The following is a 23,668-nucleotide window of genomic DNA, read 5'->3' as shown; positions in this document are numbered from 1 at the left end:
GTCAAGACTAATTTTTCAGACGACCCACAGTGAACGCACGATCATAAAGTGACCGGCAAAGTAGCAGGCGGCCACAATCGCACTGTCAGCGCTGAAGCGACGACGATAGTGCGAGATGAACCAGACCGCGTTGGCCAGCAGCAGCAGACCGGCACCGACCATGATCGAGAAGCTGTAATCGGTCGGGCGGAAGAAGTACTGCTCGGTCGCTATCCAGGTCATCACTACCGTCATGCCAATAAAGGTGCAGACAGGCCAGCGCAGATCCTCCAGTCGGCTCCAGATAATGCCAATCAGGGCGGCACCGATGATGAGCAGCGTCAGCGGAATTGGCCAGAAGAAGGTCATGGTCATACTGGCGGCGAAGCAGAGCGTATAGAGCAGGTGCGACAGGAAAAACGCCCCGACGGCATAGAGCATCTGCTGACGCGGCAGTAGCGTTAACGCATCACCGACCAGTGTCGCAACCAGACCGGCCAGAATCAGATAGTCCGTGGTTTGCAGCACCGGAGCCTGCCAGGCGAGCCCGACCAGCAGCAGCAGAGTGACGGGCTTAAACAGCCAGCGTTGCCATTGTGGGCCGCGATAGGTGGCATCGACATAGAGCCAGCCGGAGAAAAGTACAGCGAGGAAAGACCAGAGCATTGTTTCTCCCTTTTTTTACTCAAAATGGTGAAAGATCCCAAAATATCCCTTCCAGTTTAGGTTAAGCCTCTGAGATGTGACAATCAGGCAACTCTGGTTGTATGCTTTGCCGCCTGATTTAACAGGCATGAGAGCGCTATGAGCAAACCACCGTTAATCTTTATCATCGTTCTGGCGATTATTGCCGTGCTGGCGAGTCGTCAGTTTATTAAGCAACGGCGTGAGGCTGCGGTGAATGATGCCTCCCCCACGCGTGCTCTGCAGGCTGAAGTCAAAACTAAGCGTGAATTCCCTTCGCCTAATCGTCGTTCACGGCAGCGTGAAGTCATCGCCGGGGAAGAGATGCGGTATGAGGTGCTGTTTCATCCGCTGAACGGTGACAGCGACATCAAAGTGCAGCTTAAAGAGGGGGAGTATCATCAGCTGGATAAAGGCGCGAGAGGAGAGCTGAAGATGCAGGGCACGCGCTTTATCAGCTTCACGCCCGTGCAGTAAGGCGGGCATTGCGCCCGCCCGACACTACTTTTTGCGAGGGAAGTTTTTCTTCTGCCAGGCGACCAGTTCAAACACGCCAAACAGAAACACTTTCGCCTGGGTGACGCGGTCAATCGGCGGTGCATCTTTGGTCTGCGTCGTGCGCAGTAATACTAGTTGCAGACCATGCATCAGGATCATGAAGATCAGTGCAACGTTGATAAAATAAGTCAGTGGCTTCGGGTAGGGATGGACCAGATTAGCCAGTAAAAATCCCCACACGCATAGCATCAACAGACGCCCCAAATTAAGTAACATCCTGCGTCTCCTGTTGACGTTGATACAAACGATAAGCCACTTGTCCGGCTATTTTCTCGCGATAAAGATCCCACTCTGGCGGCACCGGCGGTGCGCCATTTTCCACTTCACTTTCGACGTAAATCAGCGCCTGATCGGCCAGCCAGTTATTCTGCTCCAGCAACTGTAGCGTCTGCTCCAGCAATCCCTGACGAAACGGCGGATCGATAAACACCACGTCAAAGGGTGTACCCGCCTGTGCCAGCCAGTTTAGCGCATTGGTCTGAACCACGGTGGCATTCGTAGCGCGCAGCGTCTGCAGATTTTTTGTTAACTGCTGTGCCACCGGACGTTCCAGCTCCAGCAGCGTCGCCGATCCCGCGTAACGCGACAGCGCTTCCAGGCCTAATGCGCCGCTACCGGCAAAGCAATCAAGGCAGCGCGCCTCTGGCAGCACCGGGGCGAGCCAGTTAAACAGCGTCTCGCGAACCCGATCGGTCGTGGGGCGCAGTCCGGCGCTGTCCGGCACCGGCAATTTGCGTCCGCGCCACTGACCGCCAATGATGCGAATCTGCCCGGCACCGCCTGTATTGCGGGGGTTTTTATTCATCTTGCTCACAACTCGTCATAATTTGTTGCGTAGTTTAACGGGCGAATCGGTGAGAAGAAACGTTAAAAAAGGGTGCTGTGGTGAGCTGGCTGGAAAGTGTTAGACTACTGAGTTGCTGAAGTCATGCATTATTCTGCGGTTTACGCCGGTCTGGCGCTGACCAATTTCATTGATTTACCCCTGGAAACCACGCGCGACCGGGACAAAGCCATCGAGGAGTGTCGTCACACAATGGCAAAAGAGAAAAAACGTGGCTTTTTTTCCTGGCTGGGATTTGGCAAAGAGGAAGAGAAACAACCTGCAGCGGAGGAGCAGACACCAGAGGTCGCTCAGCCCGAACAGCAGCAGACAGAACAGGAAGCCCCGGCATTAAGCCAGGCTGAAGCACAAGCGGAAGAGACTGTCGCCATCACCGAAACGGTGGCCGGACAGCAGCGTGAGGCGGAAGTCACTGCGGCAGCGCCGCATGAATCAGCACCTGCGGTGCTGGATGAGGCTGAGCCGATTGAGGCCGACCCTGAAGCGCTACTGGAAGTTGCTGCACCTGAACATGACGCGACGCCGGTTATCGACGCCGACGATGTGGTTACGCCGATCGCTGATGCGGAACCCGCAGACGCGCCGTTAAGCGAAGAGGAGCTGACGGCACTGGCGCTCGGCGACGCAGAAATCGTTGACATCCCGCACAGCGAAACCGAGGCGCCGTTAAGCGAAGAAGAGCTGACGGCGCTGGCGCTGGGCGATGCAGAGATCGTCGAACCCCCGCACAGCGAAGCACCGTTAAACAACGAAGTGCTCACGCCACAGGTGCTGGATGACGCAGCGGTCGCTGATACTCAGGATAGCGAAGCAGATGCGCCGCTGACCGAGGAAGAGCTGACCGCACTGGCATTGGGTGACGCCGACGTCACTGACCAGGAACCGACTGAGTCGTTATCCGATACCGTCAGCGATCTGCCGCTGGCCGCCGCACCGCTCATCGTGCAGGAGCAGGAGCGTCCCAGCAAAGAGGGCTTCTTCTCCCGCCTGAAGCGCAGCCTGGTCAAAACCCGTCAGAACCTCGGTTCCGGTTTTATCAGCCTGTTCCGTGGCAAAAAGATTGATGATGACCTGTTTGACGAGCTGGAAGAGCAGTTGCTGATTGCGGATGTGGGCGTGGATACCACGCGCCGCATCATCACCAATCTGACCCAGCAGGCAAACCGCAAGCAGTTGCGTGACGCGGAAGCGCTCTACGGTCTGCTGAAAGCAGAGATGGCCTCGATTCTGGCGAAAGTGGATGCGCCACTGGACGTTTCAGGCAAAACGCCGTTTGTCATCCTGATGGTGGGCGTCAATGGCGTGGGTAAAACCACCACCATCGGTAAGCTGGCGCGCCAGTATCAGGCCGAGGGCAAGTCCGTGATGTTAGCGGCCGGTGATACCTTCCGTGCCGCGGCGGTTGAGCAGCTGCAGGTGTGGGGCCAGCGTAATAACATTCCGGTCATTGCGCAGCATACCGGCGCAGATTCCGCTTCGGTGATCTTCGATGCCATTCAGGCCGCGAAATCACGCGGCGTTGACGTGCTGATTGCCGATACGGCGGGTCGTCTGCAGAACAAATCGCACCTGATGGAAGAGCTGAAAAAAATCACCCGCGTGATGAAAAAGCTGGATGATTCCGCGCCTCACGAAGTGATGCTGACGCTGGATGCCAGCACCGGACAGAATGCGGTCAGCCAGGCCCGACTGTTTAATGAAGCCGTCGGCCTGACCGGGATTGCGCTCACTAAGCTGGATGGCACCGCCAAAGGCGGCGTGATCTTCTCGGTGGCCGATCAGTTCGGTATCCCGATTCGCTACATCGGCGTCGGTGAAGGCATTGAAGATTTACGGCCGTTTAAGGCGGAAGATTTTATTGAGGCACTGTTTGCCCGAGAGGACTAATTAGGATGATTCGCTTTGAAGAGGTAAGTAAGGCATATCTCGGCGGACGTCAGGCGCTGCAGGGGGTAGATTTCCATCTGCGTCCCGGCGAAATGGCGTTTCTGACCGGCCACTCCGGTGCCGGTAAAAGTACCTTGCTGAAGCTGATTTGTGGCATTGAGCGCCCGAGTGCTGGAAAAATCTGGTTCAGCGGCCATGACATTTCCCGCCTGCGTAACAGTGAGGTGCCTTTCCTGCGTCGTCAGATTGGCATGATCTTCCAGGATCACCACCTGCTGATGGATCGGTCGGTTTATGACAACGTGGCGATCCCGCTGATTATTTCCGGTGCCAGCGGTGAGGATATCCGTCGTCGCGTTTCGGCGGCGCTGGATAAAGTGGGCCTGCTCGACAAAGCGAAAAGTTATCCGATTCAGCTTTCGGGCGGTGAACAGCAGCGTGTGGGCATCGCCCGTGCGGTGGTGAACAAGCCGGCCGTGCTGCTGGCCGATGAACCGACTGGTAACCTGGACGACGCGCTGTCAGAAGACATTCTGCGCCTGTTCGAAGAGTTTAACCGCGTCGGCGTCACCGTCCTGATGGCGACGCATGACAGCGGCCTGATCGCCCGACGCAACTACCGGATGATGACGCTGAATCAGGGACGTCTGCACGGAGGCCACGATGGTCAATAAACGTATTAAACGTCCGGCTGCACCGAAAGCGAAGCAGCCGTCGAAGTCGAAGAGTAAAGCGCTGAAGGGCGGCTGGCAGGAGCAGTGGCGCTATGCGCTGCGCGGCACACTTTCGGACATGTGGCGTCAGCCACTAGCGACGCTGCTGACGGTGATGGTCATCGCCATTTCGTTGACGCTGCCCAGCGTCTGCTACATGGTGTGGAAAAACGTCAGCCAGGCGGCCACGCAGTGGTACCCGGCGCCGCAGTTGACCGTTTATCTCTCCAAAACGCTGGATGATACGGCGGCAGAAAATGTGGTGGCACAGCTCAAGCAGGTTGAAGGCGTGGATAACGTCAACTACCTGACGCGGGAAGAGGCGCTAAACGAATTCCGTAACTGGTCAGGCTTTGGTGGCGCAATGGATATGCTGGAGCAGAATCCGCTGCCTGCGGTGGCCATCATCACGCCTAAGCTCAATTTCCAGAACTCAGACACCATGCAGAGCCTGCGCGATCGGGTGAGCAAAGTGCAGGGCGTGGATGAAGTGCGAATGGATGACAGCTGGTTTGCGCGGCTGGCGGCGCTGACCGGGCTGGTGGGGCAAATCGCCTCAATGATTGGCGTGCTGATGATTATAGCGGTCTTCCTGGTGATCGGTAACAGCGTCCGTCTTAGCATCTTTGCCCGGCGCGACACTATTAACGTGCAGAAGCTGATTGGTGCCACTGACGGCTTTATCCTGCGTCCGTTCCTCTACGGCGGAGCGCTGCTGGGCTTCAGTGGGGCAGTGCTGTCACTGCTGCTGTCAGAAGTGCTGGTGCTGCGTCTGCAGTCGGTCGTCGCCAGTGTGGCAACCGTATTTGGTACCACTTTCTCGCTGGAAGGCTTTTCCTGGGATGAAGCGCTGCTGCTGCTGCTGATTGCGGCCATCATCGGCTGGGTCGCAGCCTGGCTGGCGACGGTACAACATTTACGTCGATTTACGCCGCAGTAAACGCCTGCAACATTTTTTTGTTATAATGGTCCTCTGCTACCGATGGTGGGTGCAGAGGATTTTCCCCTCTTCCCTTCCTGTCATCTGTGTGTAAAATATTCACTGCTATAATTGAACTTGTGGATAACTTTATCACTCTAAGTAGCACAGATTGCTTTCGGATCTCGCGTGACGTTGACGTAATGTATCGTCTGCGCAGGGAAATGTGCGGCAATTCCACTGAATTTGTGAGGGTTTGAATGACCAAAGAAATGCAAACTTTAGCTATTGCTCCTCTTGGCAACCTGGAGTCTTACGTCCGGGCGGCGAATACCTGGCCGATGCTTTCGGCAGAAGAGGAAAAAGCGCTGGCTGAACGGCTGCATTACCAGGGCGATCTGGAAGCAGCTAAGACGCTGATCCTGTCACACCTACGCTTTGTAGTTCATATCGCTCGTAATTACTCCGGCTATGGTCTGCCACAGGCTGACCTGGTCCAGGAAGGTAACATCGGCCTGATGAAAGCGGTGCGTCGCTTCAACCCTGAAGTGGGCGTGCGTCTGGTTTCGTTCGCCGTGCACTGGATTAAAGCGGAGATTCACGAATACGTGCTGCGTAACTGGCGTATCGTGAAAGTCGCGACCACTAAAGCACAGCGTAAGCTGTTCTTTAACCTGCGTAAAACCAAGCAGCGTCTGGGCTGGTTCAATCAGGACGAAGTCGAGATGGTTGCGCGCGAGCTGGGCGTAAGCAGCAAAGACGTGCGCGAAATGGAATCGCGTATGGCCGCGCAGGATATGACCTTTGATATGTCTGCCGACGACGAGAGCAGCGAAGGCCGTTCTATGGCACCGGTGCTGTATCTGCAGGATAAAACCTCTGACTTTGCCGACGGCATCGAAGAGGACAACTGGGATGCGCACGCGGCTGACAAGCTGAGCTATGCGATGGAAGGTCTGGATGAGCGTAGTCAGCACATCATTCGCGCCCGCTGGCTGGACGAAGACAATAAAACCACGCTGCAGGAGCTGGCCGATCAGTACGGCGTATCCGCCGAACGTGTCCGGCAGCTGGAAAAGAACGCCATGAAGAAACTGCGTATGGCGATTGAAGCGTAACGCACTTCAACACCTTAAGGGGCGACAGATGATGTCGCCCTTTTTGTTTTCTGCGTTTGGCTAGTCAGCCGCCCGTATCCAGCCGTCACTCTGCGCCCTGAAGCCACACGCCTGCATGAATGCCGCGCGTACCTGCTGATCGTCACTGCCATCATCGGCAATCCACCAGTCCGCAATTGAACCATTCTGCCTGATCGTCTCCTCCAGCAAATATTGTCCTACCCCGCGTCGCCGGGTGACATCGCGCACCGCCAGCCGGTGAACCTTGCCGTGGATGCCGGAGATTTCCAGCTGCAAACCCGCCAGCAGGCGGTCGTTAAATCGCGCCGCGTAAAGACGATGAGACTCACTCAAACCCTGTTCCAGTTTTTCCATCTCCAGATCCGGCCAGACTTTGCCAAGATCGATGCGGTCCTGCGGCGTCAGCGCAGTCAGGCGCTGGATAGTGAGCTTCATAACAAAAACCTCTAAAAAAGGGGAAAGTGTAGCGAAAGTATACAACCAGAGGGCCACCACATTTTCATCAATAAAACAGGTCAAAAGATGGCCTGGATGCCAGGATAACAGGAGTAAACCTGGATAGCGGGCGATCAATCCAGCATAACACGCTGGCAAAGTGGTCATAAACCGGCCGTTGCATCCAGTGTATTATGCTGTTTAACCCGGTCAATTCTGAATGTGTCAGTTGATTTACAGAAGAAACTTCCTGTTTAATAACCTGAAAAATAAAGCCTTATTACTAATAAATGTCAGAAAAGTACGCTAACTCATTCATCATTAATCAGTTTTCGACTTTATCTGGCAACGCAAGCACTCACAACATACACGACAAAACAAATGGGGTAGTCAGGATGAAAATGAAAGGTCGCGCATTACTGGCGGGATGTGTAGCACTGGCGATGAGCCATGCGGCGCTGGCTGAAGATATCAAAGTGGCCATTGTCGGCGCAATGTCGGGTCCGGTGGCGCAGTACGGCGACATGCAGTTCGCCGGTGCAACGCAGGCGATTGAAGATATCAATGCCAAAGGCGGCGTTAACGGCAACAAGCTGGTGGCGGTGAAATATGACGACGCCTGTGATCCGAAACAGGCGGTTGCGGTCGCGAACAAGGTAATTAACGACGGCATCCGCTACGTCATCGGCCACCTCTGCTCTTCCTCCACCCAGCCGGCGTCTGACATCTATGAAGATGAAGGCGTGCTGATGATCACCCCGGCCGCGACCGCACCTGACCTGACTTCCCGTGGCTATAAACTGATTATGCGCACCACCGGCCTCGACTCCGATCAGGGGCCGACCGCCGCGAAATACGTCATGACCGAGCTGAAACCGCAGCGTATCGCTGTGGTGCATGACAAACAGCAGTATGGCGAAGGCCTGGCGCGCTCCGTGCAGGAGAGCCTGAAAAAGCAGGGCGCTAATATCGTGATGTTTGAAGGGATCACCGCAGGCGATAAAGATTTCTCTACGCTGGTGGCCCGCTTCAAGAAAGAGAACGTCGATTTCGTCTATTTCGGCGGTTACTACCCGGAAATGGGGCAGATCGTGCGTCAGGCGCGCGCTGCGGGTCTGAAAACTCAATTTATGGGACCAGAAGGCGTGGGTAACGCCTCGCTGTCGAACATCGCCGGTGCAGCCTCTGAAGGCATGCTGGTGACTCTGCCGAAACGCTACGACCAGGTTGAAACCAACAAACCGATTGTGGACGCGCTGAAAGCGAAGAAACTGGATCCGACCGGCCCGTTCGTCTGGACCACCTATGCAGCACTGCAGTCGCTGGCAACCGGCATGGAGCGCAGCAAGAGCGCAGAGCCGGACGCTATCGTGAAAAACCTCAAGGAAGGCGCTGCGGTCCCAACCGTGATGGGCAACCTGAACTGGGATGAGAAGGGCGATCTCAAGGGCTTTGAATTCGGCGTCTTCAAATGGCATGCCGATGGCACCTCGACCGCTGTGAAGTAAACCAGGCTGTTTTGTGGTGAGCGGGAAGCCGGATAACCGGTTTCTCCTGACCAGCGACACGAACGCCTGGTGCCCGTTTGCCAGGCGTTTTTTGTACCCCGATCGCCTGCGATCGGTTAAGTAAGGGTCAAGGTATGTCCGAGCAGTTCCTCTATTTTATTCAGCAGATGTTTAATGGTGTGACCCTGGGAAGCACCTACGCGCTGATCGCCATCGGTTACACCATGGTTTACGGCATTATCGGCATGATTAACTTCGCCCACGGCGAGGTTTACATGATCGGTAGCTATGTCTCCTTTATCGTGATTGCCGCCCTGATGATGATGGGCATCGACACCACCTGGCTGATGATTGCAGCTGGCTTTGTGATGGCAGTCATTATCTCCAGTGCTTACGGCTGGAGCATTGAGCGCGTCGCCTACCGGCCTGTGCGTTCATCCAAGCGCCTGATTGCGCTGATCTCCGCCATCGGGATGTCGATATTCCTGCAAAACTACGTCAGCCTGACCCAGGGTTCACGCGACCTGGCGCTGCCGAGCCTGATCACCGGACAGTGGACGGTAGGCGAGAGCAACGGTTTTGCCGCGACCATCTCTACCATGCAGATTGTGATCTGGGTGGTGACCTTCCTGGCGATGCTGGCGCTGACCACCTTTATCCGTTACTCCCGCATGGGCCGCGCCTGTCGCGCCTGCGCAGAAGACCTGAAAATGGCCAGCCTGCTGGGGATTAACACCGACCGCGTGATCTCGCTGACCTTTGTGATCGGTGCCGCGATGGCGGCAGTCGCGGGCGTATTACTTGGCCAGTTTTACGGTTCGATCAACCCCTTCATCGGCTTTATGGCGGGCATGAAAGCCTTCACCGCTGCCGTGCTGGGTGGGATTGGCAGTATTCCGGGTGCCATGATTGGCGGCCTGGTGCTGGGGATTGCTGAAGCGCTGACTTCTGCGTATCTCAGCACGGAATATAAAGATGTGGTTTCGTTTGCCCTGCTGATTGTGGTCCTGCTGGTGATGCCGACCGGGATTCTGGGTCGTCCGGAGGTCGAAAAAGTATGAAGACCTCTTTTATCAACGCCCTGATCTCCTCCATGATGCTGCTGGTGCTGGCCACCTTCTTTATGGGACTGCGCCTGAATCTGGACGGCACGAATCTGGTGGTGCAGAACGCCGGTAGCGTGCGCTGGAACTGGATCGCCGCAGGCTGTGCGGTGGTGTTTCTGTTCCAGCTGCTGCGCCCGGTGTGGCAAAGCGGCCTGAAGAAAATCTCTGGTCCGGCGCTGGTGTTGCCTGGTCTGGATGGCTCGACGCCGAAGCAGAAGCTGGTGATGGCGGTGCTGATTATCGCCGCGATTGCCTGGCCATTCCTGGTGTCACGCGGCACCGTCGATATCGCTACCATGACGCTGATCTACGTGATGCTGGGTCTGGGCTTAAACGTCGTCGTCGGCCTCTCTGGCCTGCTGGTACTGGGTTATGGCGGCTTCTACGCCATCGGCGCTTATACTTTTGCGCTGCTGAACCACTATTACGGTCTTGGCTTCTGGCAGTGCCTGCCGCTCTCTGGCATGGTTGCGGCGCTGTTTGGCCTGCTGCTGGGCTTCCCGGTACTGCGACTGCGCGGCGACTATCTGGCGATTGTGACGCTGGGCTTCGGTGAGATCGTACGTATTCTGCTGCTGAACAATACCGCCCTGACCGGCGGGCCAAATGGCATCAGCCAGATCCCGAAACCGACGCTGTTTGGTCTGGAGTTTGGCCGTACGCCGCGTGAAGGCGGCTGGGATACTTTCCACAACTTCTTTGGGCTGAAGTACGATCCCAGCGACCGCATCATCTTTCTCTACCTGGTGGCGCTGCTGCTGGTAGTACTGACGCTTTTTGTGATCAACCGGCTGCTGCGGATGCCGCTGGGCCGGGCCTGGGAAGCGCTGCGCGAGGATGAGATTGCCTGCCGTTCACTGGGCCTGAGTCCGACCCGCATCAAGCTGACCGCCTTTACCATCAGTGCCGCATTTGCGGGCTTTGCCGGTAGTCTGTTCGCGGCGCGTCAGGGCTTTGTCAGTCCGGAGTCCTTTACCTTTGTCGAGTCCGCCTTTGTGCTGGCGATTGTGGTACTGGGTGGGATGGGCTCGCAGTTTGCGGTGATTCTGGCCGCCATTCTGCTGGTGGTGTCACGCGAGCTGATGCGCGATCTTAATGAGTACAGCATGCTGGTGCTGGGTGGCCTGATGGTGTTGATGATGATCTGGCGTCCGCAGGGATTATTACCGATGAAGCGTCCGCATCTGAAGCTCAGAGCCGCTAAAAAAGGAGAACAGGCATGATTCAGCCTTTATTAGCCGTTGAAGGCCTGATGATGCGCTTCGGCGGTCTGTTAGCCGTGAACAATGTGGCACTGGAGCTGCGTCCGCAGGAGATCGTTTCACTGATTGGCCCCAACGGTGCCGGTAAAACCACCGTGTTCAACTGCCTGACCGGCTTTTACAAGCCCACCGGCGGCACGATCAAATTGCGTGAGCAGCATCTGGAAGGGCTGCCGGGCCAGAAGATTGCGCGGATGGGCATCGTGCGCACTTTCCAGCATGTGCGCCTGTTCCGTGAGATGACGGTGATTGAGAACCTGCTGGTCGCGCAGCATCAGCATCTGAAAAGCGGCGTATTTTCCGGCCTGCTGAAAACCCCGGCGTTTCGCCGCAGTGAGAGCGAGGCGCTGGATCGTGCGGCGACCTGGCTGGAGCGGGTGGGTCTGCTGGATCTGGCAAACCGTCAGGCGGGTAATCTGGCCTATGGTCAGCAGCGTCGGCTGGAGATTGCGCGCTGCATGGTAACGCGCCCGGAGATCCTTATGCTGGATGAACCGGCAGCGGGTCTTAACCCGAAAGAGACCCATGAGCTGGACGCGCTGATTGCGGAGCTGCGTGGCGAACACAAGGTGTCGGTGCTGTTGATTGAACATGATATGAAGCTGGTGATGGGTATTTCTGACCGTATTTACGTGGTTAATCAGGGAACGCCGCTGGCTAACGGAACGCCGGAGGAGATTCGTAATAATCCGGATGTCATTCGTGCCTATTTAGGAGAGGCCTGAGATGGCAAATGCGATGTTAACCATTGAGAACGTCAGCGCTCACTACGGCAAAATTCAGGCGCTGCACAACGTCAGCCTCTATATCAATCAGGGCGAAATTGTCACCCTGATTGGCGCTAACGGAGCCGGAAAAACCACGCTGCTGGGCACGCTGTGCGGCGAACCCCGCGCGACCCAGGGCACTATCACCTTTGATGGCAAAGCGATTACCGACTGGCAAACGGCGCGCATTATGCGTGAAGCAATCGCCATCGTGCCAGAGGGACGGCGGGTGTTTTCGCGCATGACGGTGGAAGAGAACCTGGCGATGGGCGGCTTTTTTGCCAGCCGCCCGGAGTATCTGACGCGGATTAAGCGCGTGTATGAACTCTTCCCGCGGCTGGAGGAGCGTAAAATCCAGCGCGCCGGAACGATGTCAGGCGGCGAACAGCAGATGCTGGCGATTGGCCGTGCGCTGATGAGCCAGCCGCGCCTGCTGCTGCTGGATGAGCCGTCGCTGGGACTGGCACCGATCATTATTCAGCAGATCTTCGACACCATTGAGCAGTTGCGCAGCGAAGGGATGACGATTTTCCTGGTGGAGCAGAATGCGAATCAGGCGCTGAAGCTGGCGGATCGGGGCTATGTGCTGGAGAACGGGCATGTCGTGCTCGAAGATAGCGGTGCAGCTCTTCTCTCCAACGAAGCCGTCCGCAGCGCTTACTTAGGTGCCTGATGGGGCACGGCCTGGCTTACTTGCCAGGCTCCGGTTGGGCAGTGCTCGCCATCCTCACGTACTACGTGTACGTTCCGGTGGCTGCGCGCTGTCCGCCCGCAACCTGGCTGCGCCGCCGACGGCCTTGAGTGTTGGTTTGAGTGGGGCCGCCGACGGCCTTCGACTTCAGTGAAGTGAAAACCTCAGTAAGGTATTTTCAGCTTCCAATTGCTCTGCAATTTATGTAACTAAAAACTGGCAGCGTGGGCGTTTTGCCGCCGTGCTGCCAGCGTCCTCTTTTCCTCAATAAAGCCTGTCACCCCGCTGTCATCTGCCTGTTATTAATCCGTCATTTCCCCGTGTCATGTTACTTCGCGAACCAGAAATCCGTGATTTCACGCGTATTTACCTGCACAGGAAAATTCTATGTCCGTCGTTACCTTTCGTCGTAGCCTGATGAGCGTGCTGCTCGGTCTGACGCTCAGCAGCCATGCCATGGCCGCCACTGAGATCCCCTTCTGGCACTCTATGGAAGGCGAGTTAGGCAAAGAAGTGGATTCGCTGGCACAGCGTTTTAACGAGACGCATCCCGATTACAAAATTGTTCCGACCTACAAAGGTAACTACGAGCAGAGTCTGGCGGCAGGGATTGCGGCCGTGCGCAGCGGTAAAGCGCCTGCGGTGCTGCAGGTCTATGAAGTCGGTACGGCAACCATGATGGCCTCTAAGGCGATTGTGCCAGTGCATCAGGTTTTCAAAGATGCCGGCATCCCCTTTGATGAAAAACAGTTCGTACCCACGGTGGCGGGCTACTACAGCGACAGCAAAGGTCAGCTGATCTCTCAGCCGTTTAACAGCTCGACGCCGGTGCTCTACTACAACAAGGACGCCTTCAAAAAAGCGGGCCTTGACCCGGATCAGCCGCCGAAGACCTGGCAGGAGCTGGCGACCGATGCCGCGGCACTGCGCAAAGCAGGCCTGAGCTGTGGTTACGCCAGCGGCTGGCAGGGCTGGATCCAGATTGAAAACTTCAGCGCCTGGCATGCATTGCCGGTGGCGACGGAGAACAACGGATTTGACGGCCTCGACGCGGTGCTGGAGTTCAACAAGCCGGTGCAGGTTCGTCATATCGACCTGCTGGAAGCGATGAATAAGAAAGGCGACTTCACCTACTTTGGCCGTAAAGATGAGTCCACCGCCAAGTTCTACAACGGCGACTGCGGCATCACTACCGCCTCATCCGGTTCGCTGGCCGATATCCGTCATTACGCTAAATTCAACTTCGGCGTCGGCATGATGCCGTATGACGACACCGTACCGAATGCGCCGCAGAACGCCCTGATTGGTGGTGCGAGCCTGTGGGTGATGAAAGGCAAAGATGCGGCAACCTATAAAGGCGTGGCCGAGTTTATGCAGTTCCTGGCTAAACCGGAAATCGCCGCGGAATGGCATCAGAAAACCGGCTATCTGCCGATCACCACCGCCGCCTACGAGCTGACGAAACAGCAGGGCTTCTACGACAAAAATCCGGGAGCAGATATCGCGACCCGCCAGATGATGAACAAGCCGCCACTGCCGTTCACCAAAGGGATGCGTCTGGGCAACATGCCGCAGATTCGTACCGTGATCGACGAGGAGCTGGAAAGCGTCTGGACCGGTAAACAGTCACCGCAAAGCGCGCTGGATAACGCAGTGAAACGCGGCAACCAGCTGCTGCGCCGCTTCCAGCAGCAAATGAAGTAATCTCTCCCCTGGCCAGCCCAGGCTGGCCCCTCTTTTCTGACGTCAGGTACGCCATGTCTTCATCCCGTCCGGTCTTTCGCACCAGCCTGTTGCCTTATCTTCTGGTGCTGCCGCAACTGCTGATTACCGCCATCTTCTTTCTCTGGCCTGCCGGTGAAGCGCTGTGGTACTCGCTGCAAAGTCTCGATCCCTTTGGCATCTCCAGCAGCTTTGTCGGGCTGGAAAACTTCAGACGCCTGTTTGCCGATCCCTACTATCTGGATTCGTTCTGGACCACCATTAAATTCAGCAGCATGGTCACGGTCTTCGGCATGGTGTTTTCGCTGCTGCTGGCGGCGCTGGTGGATTATGTGGTGCGACTGCGCCGCCTCTATCAGACCCTGCTGCTGCTGCCCTACGCCGTTGCCCCGGTGGTGGCCGCGGTGCTCTGGATGTTTCTGTTTAACCCCGGTCTGGGCCTGTTCAGCTATCTGCTGAACCACATCGGCTACAACTGGAACTATGCGCAGAACAGCGGTCAGGCGATGTTCCTGATTGTGCTGGCGTCGATCTGGCAGCAGATGAGCTACAACTTCCTGTTCTTCTTCGCCGCACTGCAATCAATCCCCAAATCGCTGGTGGAAGCCGCTGCCATCGACGGTGCCGGGCCGGTGCGTCGCTTCTTCAACCTTTCTCTGCCGCTGATTACGCCGGTCAGCTTCTTTCTGCTGGTGGTGAACCTGATCTACGCCTTCTTCGATACCTTCCCGGTGATCGATGCCGCAACCGGCGGCGGGCCGGTGCAGGCGACCACCACGCTGATCTATAAAATCTATCGCGAAGGATTTACCGGTCTGGATCTCTCCTCATCCGCGGCGCAGTCGGTGGTGCTGATGCTGCTGGTCATCGGGCTGACGGTGCTCCAGTTCCGCTTTGTTGAACGTAAGGTGCAATACCAATGATTGAGAATCGACGCGGACTGGATCTCTTCAGCCACATCGTACTGGTGCTGGGCGTGCTTACCATCCTGTTTCCGCTCTATGTTGCCTTTGTGGCGGCGACGCTGGATAACGAGGCGGTCTATCAGGTGCCGATGACGCTGGTACCGGGCACGCATCTGTGGGAGAACATCTCGCGCATCTGGACGCACGGCGTTAACGGCAGCGGACCGGCGTTTGGCCTGATGTTGCTCAACAGCATGATCATGGCGCTGGGCATTACCTTCGGCAAAATCACGGTGTCGATGCTGTCGGCGTTTGCCCTGGTCTGGTTTCGCTTTCCGCTGCGCACGCTCTTTTTCTGGCTGATCTTCATCACGCTGATGCTGCCGGTTGAGGTGCGTATCTTCCCCACGGTGCAGGTGATTGCCGACCTTAATCTGCTCGACAGCTACAGCGGCTTAACCCTGCCGCTGATGGCCTCAGCGACCGCCACTTTTCTGTTTCGTCAGTTCTTTATGTCACTGCCGGATGAACTGGTGGAAGCGGCGCGCATCGACGGTGCCAGTGCGATGCGCTTCTTCATCGACATTGTTCTGCCGCTGTCGAAAACCAATCTGGCGGCGCTGTTCGTGATCACCTTTATCTACGGCTGGAACCAGTATCTCTGGCCGCTGCTGATCATCAATGACGCCAGCCTCGGCACCGCGGTGGCGGGGATCAAAAGCATGATCTCCTCCAGCGGATCGCCAACCCAGTGGAACGAAGTGATGGCGGCAATGTTATTAACCCTGATCCCACCGCTGGCGGTGGTGTTAGTCATGCAGCGTGCCTTTGTGCGCGGTCTGGTTGAGAGTGAGAAATAAGATGGCAGGCGTAACCCTTCAGGCAGTAACCAAGTCCTACGATGGTAAAAATCAGATCATTCAGCCGCTGAACGTCACCATCAATGACGGCGAGTTTATGGTGATGGTCGGGCCATCCGGCTGTGGGAAGTCGACCCTGCTGCGCATGGTGGCCGGACTGGAGCGCGTTACCTCCGGTGATATCTATATCGACAACCGGCGTGTCACTCAGGAAGAGCCGAAAGATCGCGGCATTGCGATGGTGTTTCAGAACTACGCGCTCTATCCCCATATGTCGGTGGAGGAGAACATGGCCTATGGCCTGAAAATCCGTGGGATGGGCAAAGAGCAGATCCGCCAGCGGGTGCTCGACGCGGCGCGCAGTCTGGAGCTGGATCACCTGCTGATGCGCCGGCCTCGCGAGCTTTCGGGCGGACAGCGCCAGCGCGTGGCGATGGGGCGCGCCATCGTGCGTGAACCGGCGGTGTTTCTGTTCGATGAGCCGCTGTCTAATCTCGACGCCCGCCTGCGGGTGCAGATGCGGCTGGAGCTGCAGCAGCTGCATCGCCGCTTACAGACCACCAGTCTCTATGTGACGCACGATCAGGTTGAGGCGATGACGCTGGCGCAGCGGGTGATGGTGATGAATAAAGGTGTCGTCGAGCAGATCGGCACGCCGGTCGACGTGTATGAACGTCCCGCCAGCCAGTTTGTCGCCTCGTTTATCGGCGCGCCCGCGATGAATCTGCTGAAAGGGCAGATCAGCAGCGATGGTTCGCGCTTTAATCTCGATGCCTCGCATGCACTGCCGCTCAGTGACAGTAAACCGAAATGGGCTAACCAGCCGGTGGTGCTGGGTATCCGGCCAGAGCATATCCGGCAAAGCAGCCGTGAGCAGGGCGGCGTACCGCTACGCGTCGATACGCTGGAGATGCTGGGCGCCGATAATCTGGCACATGGTCGCATCGGGGACACGCCACTGGTGGTACGCTTAGCCCACAGCGAACGGCCGCAGCCAGGCAGTACGCTGTGGCTGCATCTGCCGTCAGATGCGTTACACTTCTTCGATTCAACCCATGGAAAGCGTCTGGAATGAGCACACAACACTGGCCCTATCCCCGCATCGTTGCCCATCGCGGTGGCGGTAAACTGGCACCGGAAAACACCCTGGCGGCAATTGATGTCGGCGCAAAGTATGGTCATCAAATGATTGAGTTTGATGCCAAATTATCAATGGATGCGCAGATCTTCCTGCTGCATGACGACACGCTGGATCGCACCAGCAACGGCTGGGGCGTGGCAGGTCAGCTGCCGTGGGAGAAGCTGTCGCAGCTTGATGCGGGCAGCTGGTTTGGCAACGCATTTACCGGCGAAAAGCTGGCGCGGCTGGACGAAGTAGCGGCACGCTGTCGTCAGCATCAGATGATGGCGAACATCGAGATCAAACCGACCACCGGCAGCGACGCTGAAACCGGACGCGCCGTGGCGCAGGCTGCCGTGATTCTGTGGCAGGATCAGACCGCACCGCTGCTCTCGTCGTTCTCTTTTGAGGCGCTGGAAGCGGCGATGCAGGTCGAGCCGCAGTTGCCGCGTGGCCTGCTGTCGCACAGCTGGGATCCCGAGTGGCAGGAGAAAACGAGCGCGCTGGCGTGCGTCTCCATTCATCTCAATCACAAGGTCCTGACCGCTGAGCGGGTCACCGAACTGAAAGCAGGCGGACTGAAGATTCTGGTGTATACCGTGAACAGCCCGGACCGGGCGCGGGAATTGCTGAAGTGGGGCGTCGATGCCATCTGTACTGACAGCATCGACATCATTGGCCCCGATTTTCATTAGTTCTGATTCGGATTCTGGTTCTGCTGGCCCGGCTGCGTGGTAATCACCCGCTGCTGGGCGCTGTTGCGCTGCTCCTGCATTTTACGCTGCATGTCCTGCGTCTGACGCTGCTGATCCTGGCGCAGCTTCAGCTGTTGCTGCTGTTGCTGGCTCTGCATCTGCGACTGCATCCGCTGCTGACTCGGGTTATAACCCGGTTTATTCGGATCGTTGGTGCTGTTCAGCGTGTTCGCCTGACTGGCGAAAGGCAGCAGGGCGGCTAAAACAATCATCCACTTTTTCATCTTTCCTCCTTCCTTTATCGCGACAGGTTTTTTGGGTGCACAACGGCGCACACCGATATCAGGGTCGCACCCATAAGTTTACGCGATATCACAGACCTTACTTTCAGATGTATTCCTGATTTGACTTAACCCCGGTTATTTTGCTGTATTTGTAGGCACTTGCAGAAATGATAAAAAAATGTAAATAACAACATGGGATGGTGGCAGGATGAAAATGCAGCAGACAGTGCGTCAGCTTAGCTGGTCGCTGGTGATGAGTTTTACCGTGGTGGCAGGCGCGAACGCCGCGCCCACTCAGGCTCCGCCGGTCTCCTACGGTGTGGACAGTGATACTTTTCACCCGGTAAAAGCGCAGCACGGCATGGTGGCGTCGGTGGATGCGCTGGCAACCCAGGTGGGCGTGGAAATTCTGCGTCAGGGCGGGAATGCGGTGGATGCCGCGGTCGCCGTGGGCTTTGCGCTGGCCGTGACCCATCCGCAGGCGGGCAACCTGGGCGGCGGCGGCTTTATGCTGCTGCGCACGGCTTCTGGCCGCGCTACCGCTATCGATTTCCGTGAAATGGCGCCGGGCCACGCGTCGCGCGACATGTTCCTGGATAAGCAGGGCAACGCCGACAGTAAGCTGTCGCTGACCTCACATCTGGCTTCCGGCACGCCGGGCACCGTTGCCGGACTGGCGCTGGCTGCGCAGAAATATGGCACCCTGCCGCTGAGCACCCTTCTGGCACCGGCGATCAAACTGGCGCGTGACGGTATTCCGGTCAACGATGCGCTGGCGGATGACCTGAAAACCTATGGCAAAGAAGTGCTGATCACCCATCCCAACAGCAAAGCGATCTTCTACAAACCGGACGGCACGCCGTGGCAGAAGGGCGATCGGCTGGTGCAGAAGAATCTCGCGCACAGTCTGCAACTGATTGCCCGCCAGGGGCCGGATGCCTTTTACAAAGGTGAAATCGCGGATGAGATCGCCGGCGAGATGGCGCAGCACGGCGGGCTGATCAGCAAAGCTGACCTGGCGGCCTATCGGGCGGTCGAGCGTCAGCCCATCAGTGGTACCTACCGCGGTTATGAAGTCTTCTCAATGCCACCGCCCTCATCCGGTGGTATCCACATCGTGCAGATTCTCAATATCCTGGAGAACTTCGATCTGGCGAAGATGGGCTTTGGCAGCGCTGACGCCATGCAGGTGATGGCGGAAGCGGAAAAATATGCCTACGCGGACCGCTCGGAATATCTCGGCGACCCCGATTTCGTGAAGGTGCCCTGGCAGGCGCTGACCAGTAAAGCCTATGCTAAAACGCTGGCGCAGCAGATTGACGTGGCAAAGGCGCGGCCTTCCAGTGAGATCAAACCGGGCAAGCTCGAACCTTACGAAAGCAACCAGACCACCCATTTCTCAGTGGTGGATAAGCAGGGCAATGCCGTTGCGGTCACCTACACGCTGAACACCTATTTCGGCAGCGGAATTGTGGCGGGCAAGAGTGGCATCCTGATGAATAATGAGATGGATGACTTCTCCGCCAAGCCGGGCACGCCCAATGTCTACGGGCTGGTGGGCGGGGAAGCGAATGCGGTGCAGCCGGCGAAACGTCCGTTGTCATCAATGTCGCCGACCATCGTCGCTAAAGGCGGCAAAACCTGGCTGGTGACCGGCAGTCCGGGCGGCAGCCGCATTATCACCACGGTGTTGCAGATGGTGGTGAACAGCATTGATTTCGGGATGAACGTGGCGGAAGCCACCAACGCACCACGCTTCCATCATCAGTGGCTGCCGGATCAGCTGCGGGTGGAGAAGGGCTTCAGCCCTGATACATTGCGTCTGCTGGAAGCTAAAGGCCAGCATGTGAAAGTGCTGCCGTCGATGGGCAGTACGCAGAGCATCATGATTGGGCCTGACGGCATGCTGTATGGTGCTTCCGATCCGCGCAGCATTGATGATTTGAGTGCGGGTTACTGATACAAACCTGACCCAGGTGAATCTGACAGCAATAAATAAGCTTAACGCGCAGGGAACGGGGTCAGAAGAGGAAAGCGTCCCGCGACTGGGACAAAAACGCCGGGAGCGTTTTTGAACAACGCAACGCGTTGGCCCGGATACGGGCGCACCTCATGGATGAGGTGCGTAATCGCGCGGGCCGAGCGTGTCATGGATGACGGCTTTTGCGTCTTTCCGATCTGACCCCGTTTCCTGTGCAGGCGATGACTGACAGCGAACCGTGCCAGGGTTTTCAGCATAAAGGGCACCAGCAGGTGACCTTTTTCATCATCACACGTCAGGCTTTAACCCGCGCCATATAATGCGCGTCGATGAGTTCACCGTGCCGTATGGCGAATCCTTTAGCCGTTCCCTCAATCTCAAAACCGAAACGCTGATACAGGGCGATGGCCGGGCCATTATCGACGAACACCGTCAGCTCCATCCGGCTCACCTGTAGCCAGTTGTCGCACAACGAGACCATTTCTCGCATGAGTGCAGTGCCGACGCCTCGCTGCCGGTAGCGTTCATCCACGCCCATCCCCAAAGAGGCGACGTGACGGCGTCTGGGGCGCTCCTCCACATGCAATGCGCACTGGCCAACAACCTCTTCGTCGATGCAGGCCACCAGCAGATGTGAATGAGGCTGTGGCGAAGCGAGTCGGGTCTGCCACATCTGTAGCGATGAGTGAGGCAGATGCAGCGTGCTGGCCTGGGTATCTGGCTGACTGTAAATCCTGTGCAGCGCGGCTGCATCTTCTGGCATGACGTGGCGGACAACTATTTCACTCATGATCGCTCCTTTCTCCCATAAAAACCTTTTAAACATCAAGGTATTCAGATCATTAATCAAGCTAAAAAAAGTGAAAATGGCTTTACAGACGCGAATGATAATGATTATTATTGCCATGCGTTTCCGGGAGGTCGCCCGACAGCCTGGAAAAGCACGACATTGCTCACATTGCTTCCAGTATTATTTCGCCAGCTTAGATGCTGGCTTTTTTTTGCCTGCTCTCCTTCAATGCTTTTCAGCCACTCCTGCACGATCATTCAATGAATTTGAACAGAGGAGTGAAGTTTTTCAGCTATCAATCAAACCGCCTCAGGGACACACTATAAAAAACATTGAGGAGATTTGAACATGATCTATGTACGCAAAGCTGAAGAACGCGGTCACGCAAACCATGGCTGGCTGGATAGCTGGCACACCTTCTCTTTCGCCAGCTATCACGATGCGAACTTCATGGGTTTCTCCGCGCTGCGGGTCATCAATGAGGATGTCATCGATGGCGGTCAGGGATTTGGCACCCATCCGCATAAAGATATGGAAATCCTGACCTACGTGCTTTCCGGTACGGTTGAGCATCAGGACAGCATGGGCAACAAAGAGCAGATCCCGGCTGGTGAGTTCCAGATCATGAGCGCCGGCACCGGTGTACGTCACTCTGAGTACAACGCCAGCGAAAGCGAGCCGTTGCACCTCTATCAGATCTGGATCATTCCTGAGCGTACCGGCATTGAACCACGCTACGATCAGCGCCGCTTCCCGGATGTGCAGGGACGCCAGCTGGTGTTAAGCCCGGATGCCCGTGAAGGGTCGCTGAAAGTGTATCAGGACATGACCTTGTCGCGCTGGGTACTGGCTGCCGGTGAGCAGGATAACGTTGCGATTGATGCGGGACGTCGTATCTGGATTCAGGTCGTGAAAGGTGATGTTACCGTTAACGGCAACGCGGTCACCACCAGCGACGCCCTGGCGATCTGGGACGAAAGCGCGCTGACGATTGAAGCCAGCTCGGCGGCCGAAGTCCTGCTGTTTGATCTGCCACCTGTCTAAGCAGATAACGGGCGCGCCTCGTCGCGCCCGGTTAGGAATTTTGTGACAGAAAAGTGATAGACTCATCGTACTTTAGCTTTCAGGGCGATCCCAGGCGCTACGATGAAGAAGAAAAGACCGGTATTACAGGATGTTGCCGATCGCGTCGGCATTACTAAAATGACCGTCAGCCGTTACCTGCGTAATCCTGAGCAGGTCTCTGTTGCCCTGCGGGACAAGATTGCAGTGGCACTGGATGAGCTGGGTTATATCCCCAATCGCGCCCCCGATATGCTTTCTAACGCGACCAGCCGTGCCATCGGTGTGCTGCTGCCGTCGCTCACCAACCAGGTTTTTGCTGACGTATTGCGCGGCATTGAAGCCGTCACTGACGAAGCCAACTATCAGACGCTGGTCGCCCACTTTGGTTACAACCCGCAAAAAGAGGAGCTGCAACTGCGCTCGCTGCTGGGCTGGAACATCGATGGCGTTATCCTCACCGAACGCACCCACACGCCAGGCACGCTGCGTATGCTGGAAGTGGCCGGTATTCCGGTGATTGAGGTGATGGACAGCGTTACACCCTGCCTGGACATGGCGGTCGGCTTTGATAACGTCGAAGCGGCCCGGCAGATGACACAGGCGATCCTCAGCAAAGGCCATCGTCACACCGTCTACCTTGGCGCACGCCTTGATGAACGCACGCTGCAAAAGCAGCGCGGTTATGAAATCGCCATGCGCGAAGCGGGTCTGATGCCGCACAGCGTGATGATGGAGGATGCCTCATCATTCAGCGCCGGTGGCGATCTGCTGCGTGAAGCACAACGTCTCTATCCTGAAACGGATAGCCTGTTCTGTACCAATGATGACCTGGCGGTCGGCGCGATGTTTGAGTGCCAGCGCCAGGGATTGCAGGTACCCACTCAGATGGCGATAGCGGGTTTTCACGGCCATGATATCAGTCAGGTCGTCACACCACAGCTGGCGACAGTGCTGACGCCGCGCGACCGCATGGGACGTGAAGCGGCGGCGATGTTGCTGGCGCGCATTGCCGGTGAGAGCAGTGATGATCCGCTGCGGGATATCGGTTTTGAGATCAGTGAAGGTGGCAGCATCTGATTGTGATGTTTTTATGAGTCAGCTCACACTTTCATGCTTTTCCTGGTAAAAAGGTTGCCAGGCTGTTAACCGGCCAGGAGAATGAGAAACGACATTGTTATCGGTAACATTGGCAAATTCTCACCTGCCGGAGCAGAAAAATGACAACGCAATCCCCGTCGCATCACGTTTTTATCCTGATGGGCGTTTCAGGCAGCGGAAAGTCTGCTGTCGCCAACCAGGTCTCTCACCAGCTGAATACCGCTTTTCTTGACGGTGATTTTCTCCACCCGCGCGCCAACATCCTGAAGATGGCCGATGGTCATCCGCTGGATGACAGCGATCGCCAGCCGTGGTTACAGGCGCTGAACGATGCCGCGTTTGCCATGCAGCGCACCCAGGCGATCTCCATCATTGTCTGCTCAGCTCTGAAAAAAAGTTATCGCGATATTCTGCGTCAGGGCAACGATAACCTGCGTTTCGTTTACCTGAAAGGCGATTTTGACACCATCGAAGCCCGCCTGAAGGCGCGTAAAGGCCACTTCTTCAAGCCGCAAATGCTGGTCACCCAGTTTGCCACGCTGGAAGAGCCGGGCAGTGATGAGCCGGATGTCCTGGTCGTGGATATCGCGCATTCACTGGACGAGGTGGTGGCGGCTACGGTTGCGACTATCCAGGACGCTATCAGCCAGGATTAG

At 56.8% G+C, this 23,668-nt stretch carries 25 protein-coding genes; 19 read left to right on the top strand and 6 right to left on the bottom strand.

The genetic code is table 11. The features are described from left to right. Nucleotides 1–15: 15 nt before the first annotated feature. The gene (locus BY447_RS09365) at nt 16–645 is read right to left on the bottom strand and encodes a lysoplasmalogenase (RefSeq protein WP_013359353.1); all 630 of its coding nucleotides are present in this window, start codon (nt 643–645) and stop codon (nt 16–18) included. A 138-nt stretch (nt 646–783) separates the two neighbouring features. On the opposite strand from BY447_RS09365, the gene BY447_RS09360 reads away from it, so the two are divergent. Next, the gene (locus BY447_RS09360; protein ID WP_013359352.1) at nt 784–1,140 is read left to right on the top strand and encodes a DUF2500 domain-containing protein; all 357 of its coding nucleotides are present in this window, start codon (nt 784–786) and stop codon (nt 1,138–1,140) included. Between the two features lie 24 nt (nt 1,141–1,164). Here BY447_RS09360 and BY447_RS09355 read toward each other — a convergent pair whose 3' ends face one another. Both BY447_RS09355 and rsmD read right to left on the bottom strand, forming a co-directional pair. Beyond that, entirely contained in the window at nt 1,165–1,437 is a 273-nt protein-coding gene (locus BY447_RS09355; protein ID WP_003852192.1) for a DUF1145 family protein, read from the bottom strand. Next, nucleotides 1,427–2,026, bottom strand: a complete 600-nt coding sequence (gene rsmD / locus BY447_RS09350) for a 16S rRNA (guanine(966)-N(2))-methyltransferase (protein WP_110331008.1) — start codon at nt 2,024–2,026, stop codon at nt 1,427–1,429. The genes BY447_RS09355 and rsmD overlap by 11 nt, the downstream gene beginning before the upstream one ends. Before the next feature lie 231 nt (nt 2,027–2,257). Between rsmD and ftsY the strand changes: the two genes are divergently transcribed. The 4 genes from ftsY (at nt 2,258) to rpoH (ending at nt 6,702) form a co-directional block, all read left to right on the top strand. Then, nucleotides 2,258–3,952, top strand: coding sequence for a signal recognition particle-docking protein FtsY (ftsY, locus tag BY447_RS09345; RefSeq protein ID WP_110331926.1), 1,695 nt, complete (start codon nt 2,258–2,260; stop codon nt 3,950–3,952). 5 nt (nt 3,953–3,957) lie between these two features. Beyond that, on the top strand, nt 3,958–4,626 hold the full coding sequence (gene ftsE, locus BY447_RS09340; protein WP_013359348.1) for a cell division ATP-binding protein FtsE: 669 nt from the start codon (nt 3,958–3,960) through the stop codon (nt 4,624–4,626). Continuing rightward, nucleotides 4,616–5,605 (top strand): permease-like cell division protein FtsX, encoded by a 990-nt coding sequence (gene ftsX, locus BY447_RS09335; RefSeq protein WP_110331007.1) that lies wholly within the window; start codon nt 4,616–4,618, stop codon nt 5,603–5,605. Before ftsE ends, ftsX begins: the two co-directional genes overlap by 11 nt. 239 nt (nt 5,606–5,844) lie before the next feature. Next, on the top strand, nt 5,845–6,702 hold the full coding sequence (gene rpoH / locus BY447_RS09330; protein ID WP_003852201.1) for an RNA polymerase sigma factor RpoH: 858 nt from the start codon (nt 5,845–5,847) through the stop codon (nt 6,700–6,702). Between the two features lie 60 nt (nt 6,703–6,762). Here the strand turns inward: rpoH and panM are convergent, their stop codons facing one another. Further along, on the bottom strand, nt 6,763–7,158 hold the full coding sequence (panM, locus tag BY447_RS09325; protein ID WP_013359346.1) for an aspartate 1-decarboxylase autocleavage activator PanM: 396 nt from the start codon (nt 7,156–7,158) through the stop codon (nt 6,763–6,765). A gap of 395 nt (nt 7,159–7,553) precedes the next feature. On the opposite strand from panM, the gene BY447_RS09320 reads away from it, so the two are divergent. The 10 genes from BY447_RS09320 (at nt 7,554) to ugpQ (ending at nt 17,794) form a co-directional block, all read left to right on the top strand. Continuing rightward, nucleotides 7,554–8,666, top strand: a complete 1,113-nt coding sequence (locus BY447_RS09320) for a branched-chain amino acid ABC transporter substrate-binding protein (RefSeq protein WP_013359345.1) — start codon at nt 7,554–7,556, stop codon at nt 8,664–8,666. 134 nt (nt 8,667–8,800) lie between these two features. After that, on the top strand, nt 8,801–9,727 hold the full coding sequence (gene livH, locus BY447_RS09315) for a high-affinity branched-chain amino acid ABC transporter permease LivH (RefSeq protein ID WP_009087789.1): 927 nt from the start codon (nt 8,801–8,803) through the stop codon (nt 9,725–9,727). After that, a complete protein-coding gene (locus tag BY447_RS09310) occupies nt 9,724–10,995 on the top strand; it encodes a high-affinity branched-chain amino acid ABC transporter permease LivM (RefSeq protein ID WP_110331006.1) in 1,272 nt (423 codons plus the stop codon). Before livH ends, BY447_RS09310 begins: the two co-directional genes overlap by 4 nt. Continuing rightward, complete coding sequence (gene livG, locus BY447_RS09305) at nt 10,992–11,759, top strand: high-affinity branched-chain amino acid ABC transporter ATP-binding protein LivG (protein WP_013359342.1); 768 nt, start codon at nt 10,992–10,994, stop codon at nt 11,757–11,759. The genes BY447_RS09310 and livG overlap by 4 nt, the downstream gene beginning before the upstream one ends. Before the next feature lies 1 nt (nt 11,760). Beyond that, nucleotides 11,761–12,474 (top strand): high-affinity branched-chain amino acid ABC transporter ATP-binding protein LivF, encoded by a 714-nt coding sequence (gene livF, locus BY447_RS09300; RefSeq protein ID WP_013359341.1) that lies wholly within the window; start codon nt 11,761–11,763, stop codon nt 12,472–12,474. Nucleotides 12,475–12,879: 405 nt separating this feature from the next. Further along, nucleotides 12,880–14,196 carry a sn-glycerol-3-phosphate ABC transporter substrate-binding protein UgpB gene (ugpB, locus tag BY447_RS09290; protein ID WP_110331004.1) on the top strand — a complete coding sequence of 439 codons (1,317 nt, stop codon included), beginning with the start codon at nt 12,880–12,882 and terminating at the stop codon, nt 14,194–14,196. A gap of 53 nt (nt 14,197–14,249) precedes the next feature. Beyond that, entirely contained in the window at nt 14,250–15,137 is an 888-nt protein-coding gene (gene ugpA / locus BY447_RS09285; RefSeq protein ID WP_013359339.1) for a sn-glycerol-3-phosphate ABC transporter permease UgpA, read from the top strand. Beyond that, nucleotides 15,134–15,979, top strand: a complete 846-nt coding sequence (ugpE, locus tag BY447_RS09280) for a sn-glycerol-3-phosphate ABC transporter permease UgpE (RefSeq protein WP_013359338.1) — start codon at nt 15,134–15,136, stop codon at nt 15,977–15,979. Before ugpA ends, ugpE begins: the two co-directional genes overlap by 4 nt. A gap of 1 nt (nt 15,980) precedes the next feature. Further along, nucleotides 15,981–17,054: a sn-glycerol-3-phosphate import ATP-binding protein UgpC gene (locus tag BY447_RS09275; protein ID WP_013359337.1), complete on the top strand. Its 1,074-nt coding sequence runs from the start codon at nt 15,981–15,983 to the stop codon at nt 17,052–17,054. Beyond that, complete coding sequence (gene ugpQ / locus BY447_RS09270; protein ID WP_110331003.1) at nt 17,051–17,794, top strand: glycerophosphodiester phosphodiesterase; 744 nt, start codon at nt 17,051–17,053, stop codon at nt 17,792–17,794. Before BY447_RS09275 ends, ugpQ begins: the two co-directional genes overlap by 4 nt. Here the strand turns inward: ugpQ and BY447_RS09265 are convergent. Further along, nucleotides 17,791–18,078, bottom strand: a complete 288-nt coding sequence (locus BY447_RS09265) for a DUF2756 domain-containing protein (protein WP_013359335.1) — start codon at nt 18,076–18,078, stop codon at nt 17,791–17,793. The two genes, ugpQ and BY447_RS09265, sit on opposite strands and share 4 nt — an antisense overlap. Before the next feature lie 208 nt (nt 18,079–18,286). Here BY447_RS09265 and ggt point away from each other — a divergent pair, with 208 nt between their 5' ends. After that, nucleotides 18,287–20,038, top strand: a complete 1,752-nt coding sequence (gene ggt / locus BY447_RS09260; protein ID WP_041457132.1) for a gamma-glutamyltransferase — start codon at nt 18,287–18,289, stop codon at nt 20,036–20,038. Nucleotides 20,039–20,354: 316 nt separating this feature from the next. On the opposite strand, the gene BY447_RS09255 is transcribed toward ggt, so the two are convergent. Further along, nucleotides 20,355–20,849, bottom strand: coding sequence for a GNAT family N-acetyltransferase (locus tag BY447_RS09255; RefSeq protein WP_110331925.1), 495 nt, complete (start codon nt 20,847–20,849; stop codon nt 20,355–20,357). Nucleotides 20,850–21,197: 348 nt separating this feature from the next. On the opposite strand from BY447_RS09255, the gene BY447_RS09250 reads away from it, so the two are divergent. The 3 genes from BY447_RS09250 (at nt 21,198) to gntK (ending at nt 23,668) form a co-directional block, all read left to right on the top strand. Continuing rightward, a complete protein-coding gene (locus tag BY447_RS09250; RefSeq protein ID WP_013359331.1) occupies nt 21,198–21,893 on the top strand; it encodes a pirin family protein in 696 nt (231 codons plus the stop codon). Between the two features lie 102 nt (nt 21,894–21,995). Continuing rightward, nucleotides 21,996–22,991, top strand: a complete 996-nt coding sequence (gene gntR, locus BY447_RS09245) for a gluconate operon transcriptional repressor GntR (protein ID WP_033784196.1) — start codon at nt 21,996–21,998, stop codon at nt 22,989–22,991. 140 nt (nt 22,992–23,131) lie between these two features. After that, complete coding sequence (gntK, locus tag BY447_RS09240) at nt 23,132–23,668, top strand: gluconokinase (protein WP_033784195.1); 537 nt, start codon at nt 23,132–23,134, stop codon at nt 23,666–23,668.

Origin of the sequence: Pantoea sp. JKS000250 (assembly GCF_003201065.1) — a bacterium.
Lineage (GTDB): Bacteria > Pseudomonadota > Gammaproteobacteria > Enterobacterales > Enterobacteriaceae > Pantoea > Pantoea vagans.
The sequence above is the reverse complement of the archived record's forward strand: the minus strand, read 5'-3'. Positions and strand labels throughout refer to the sequence as shown.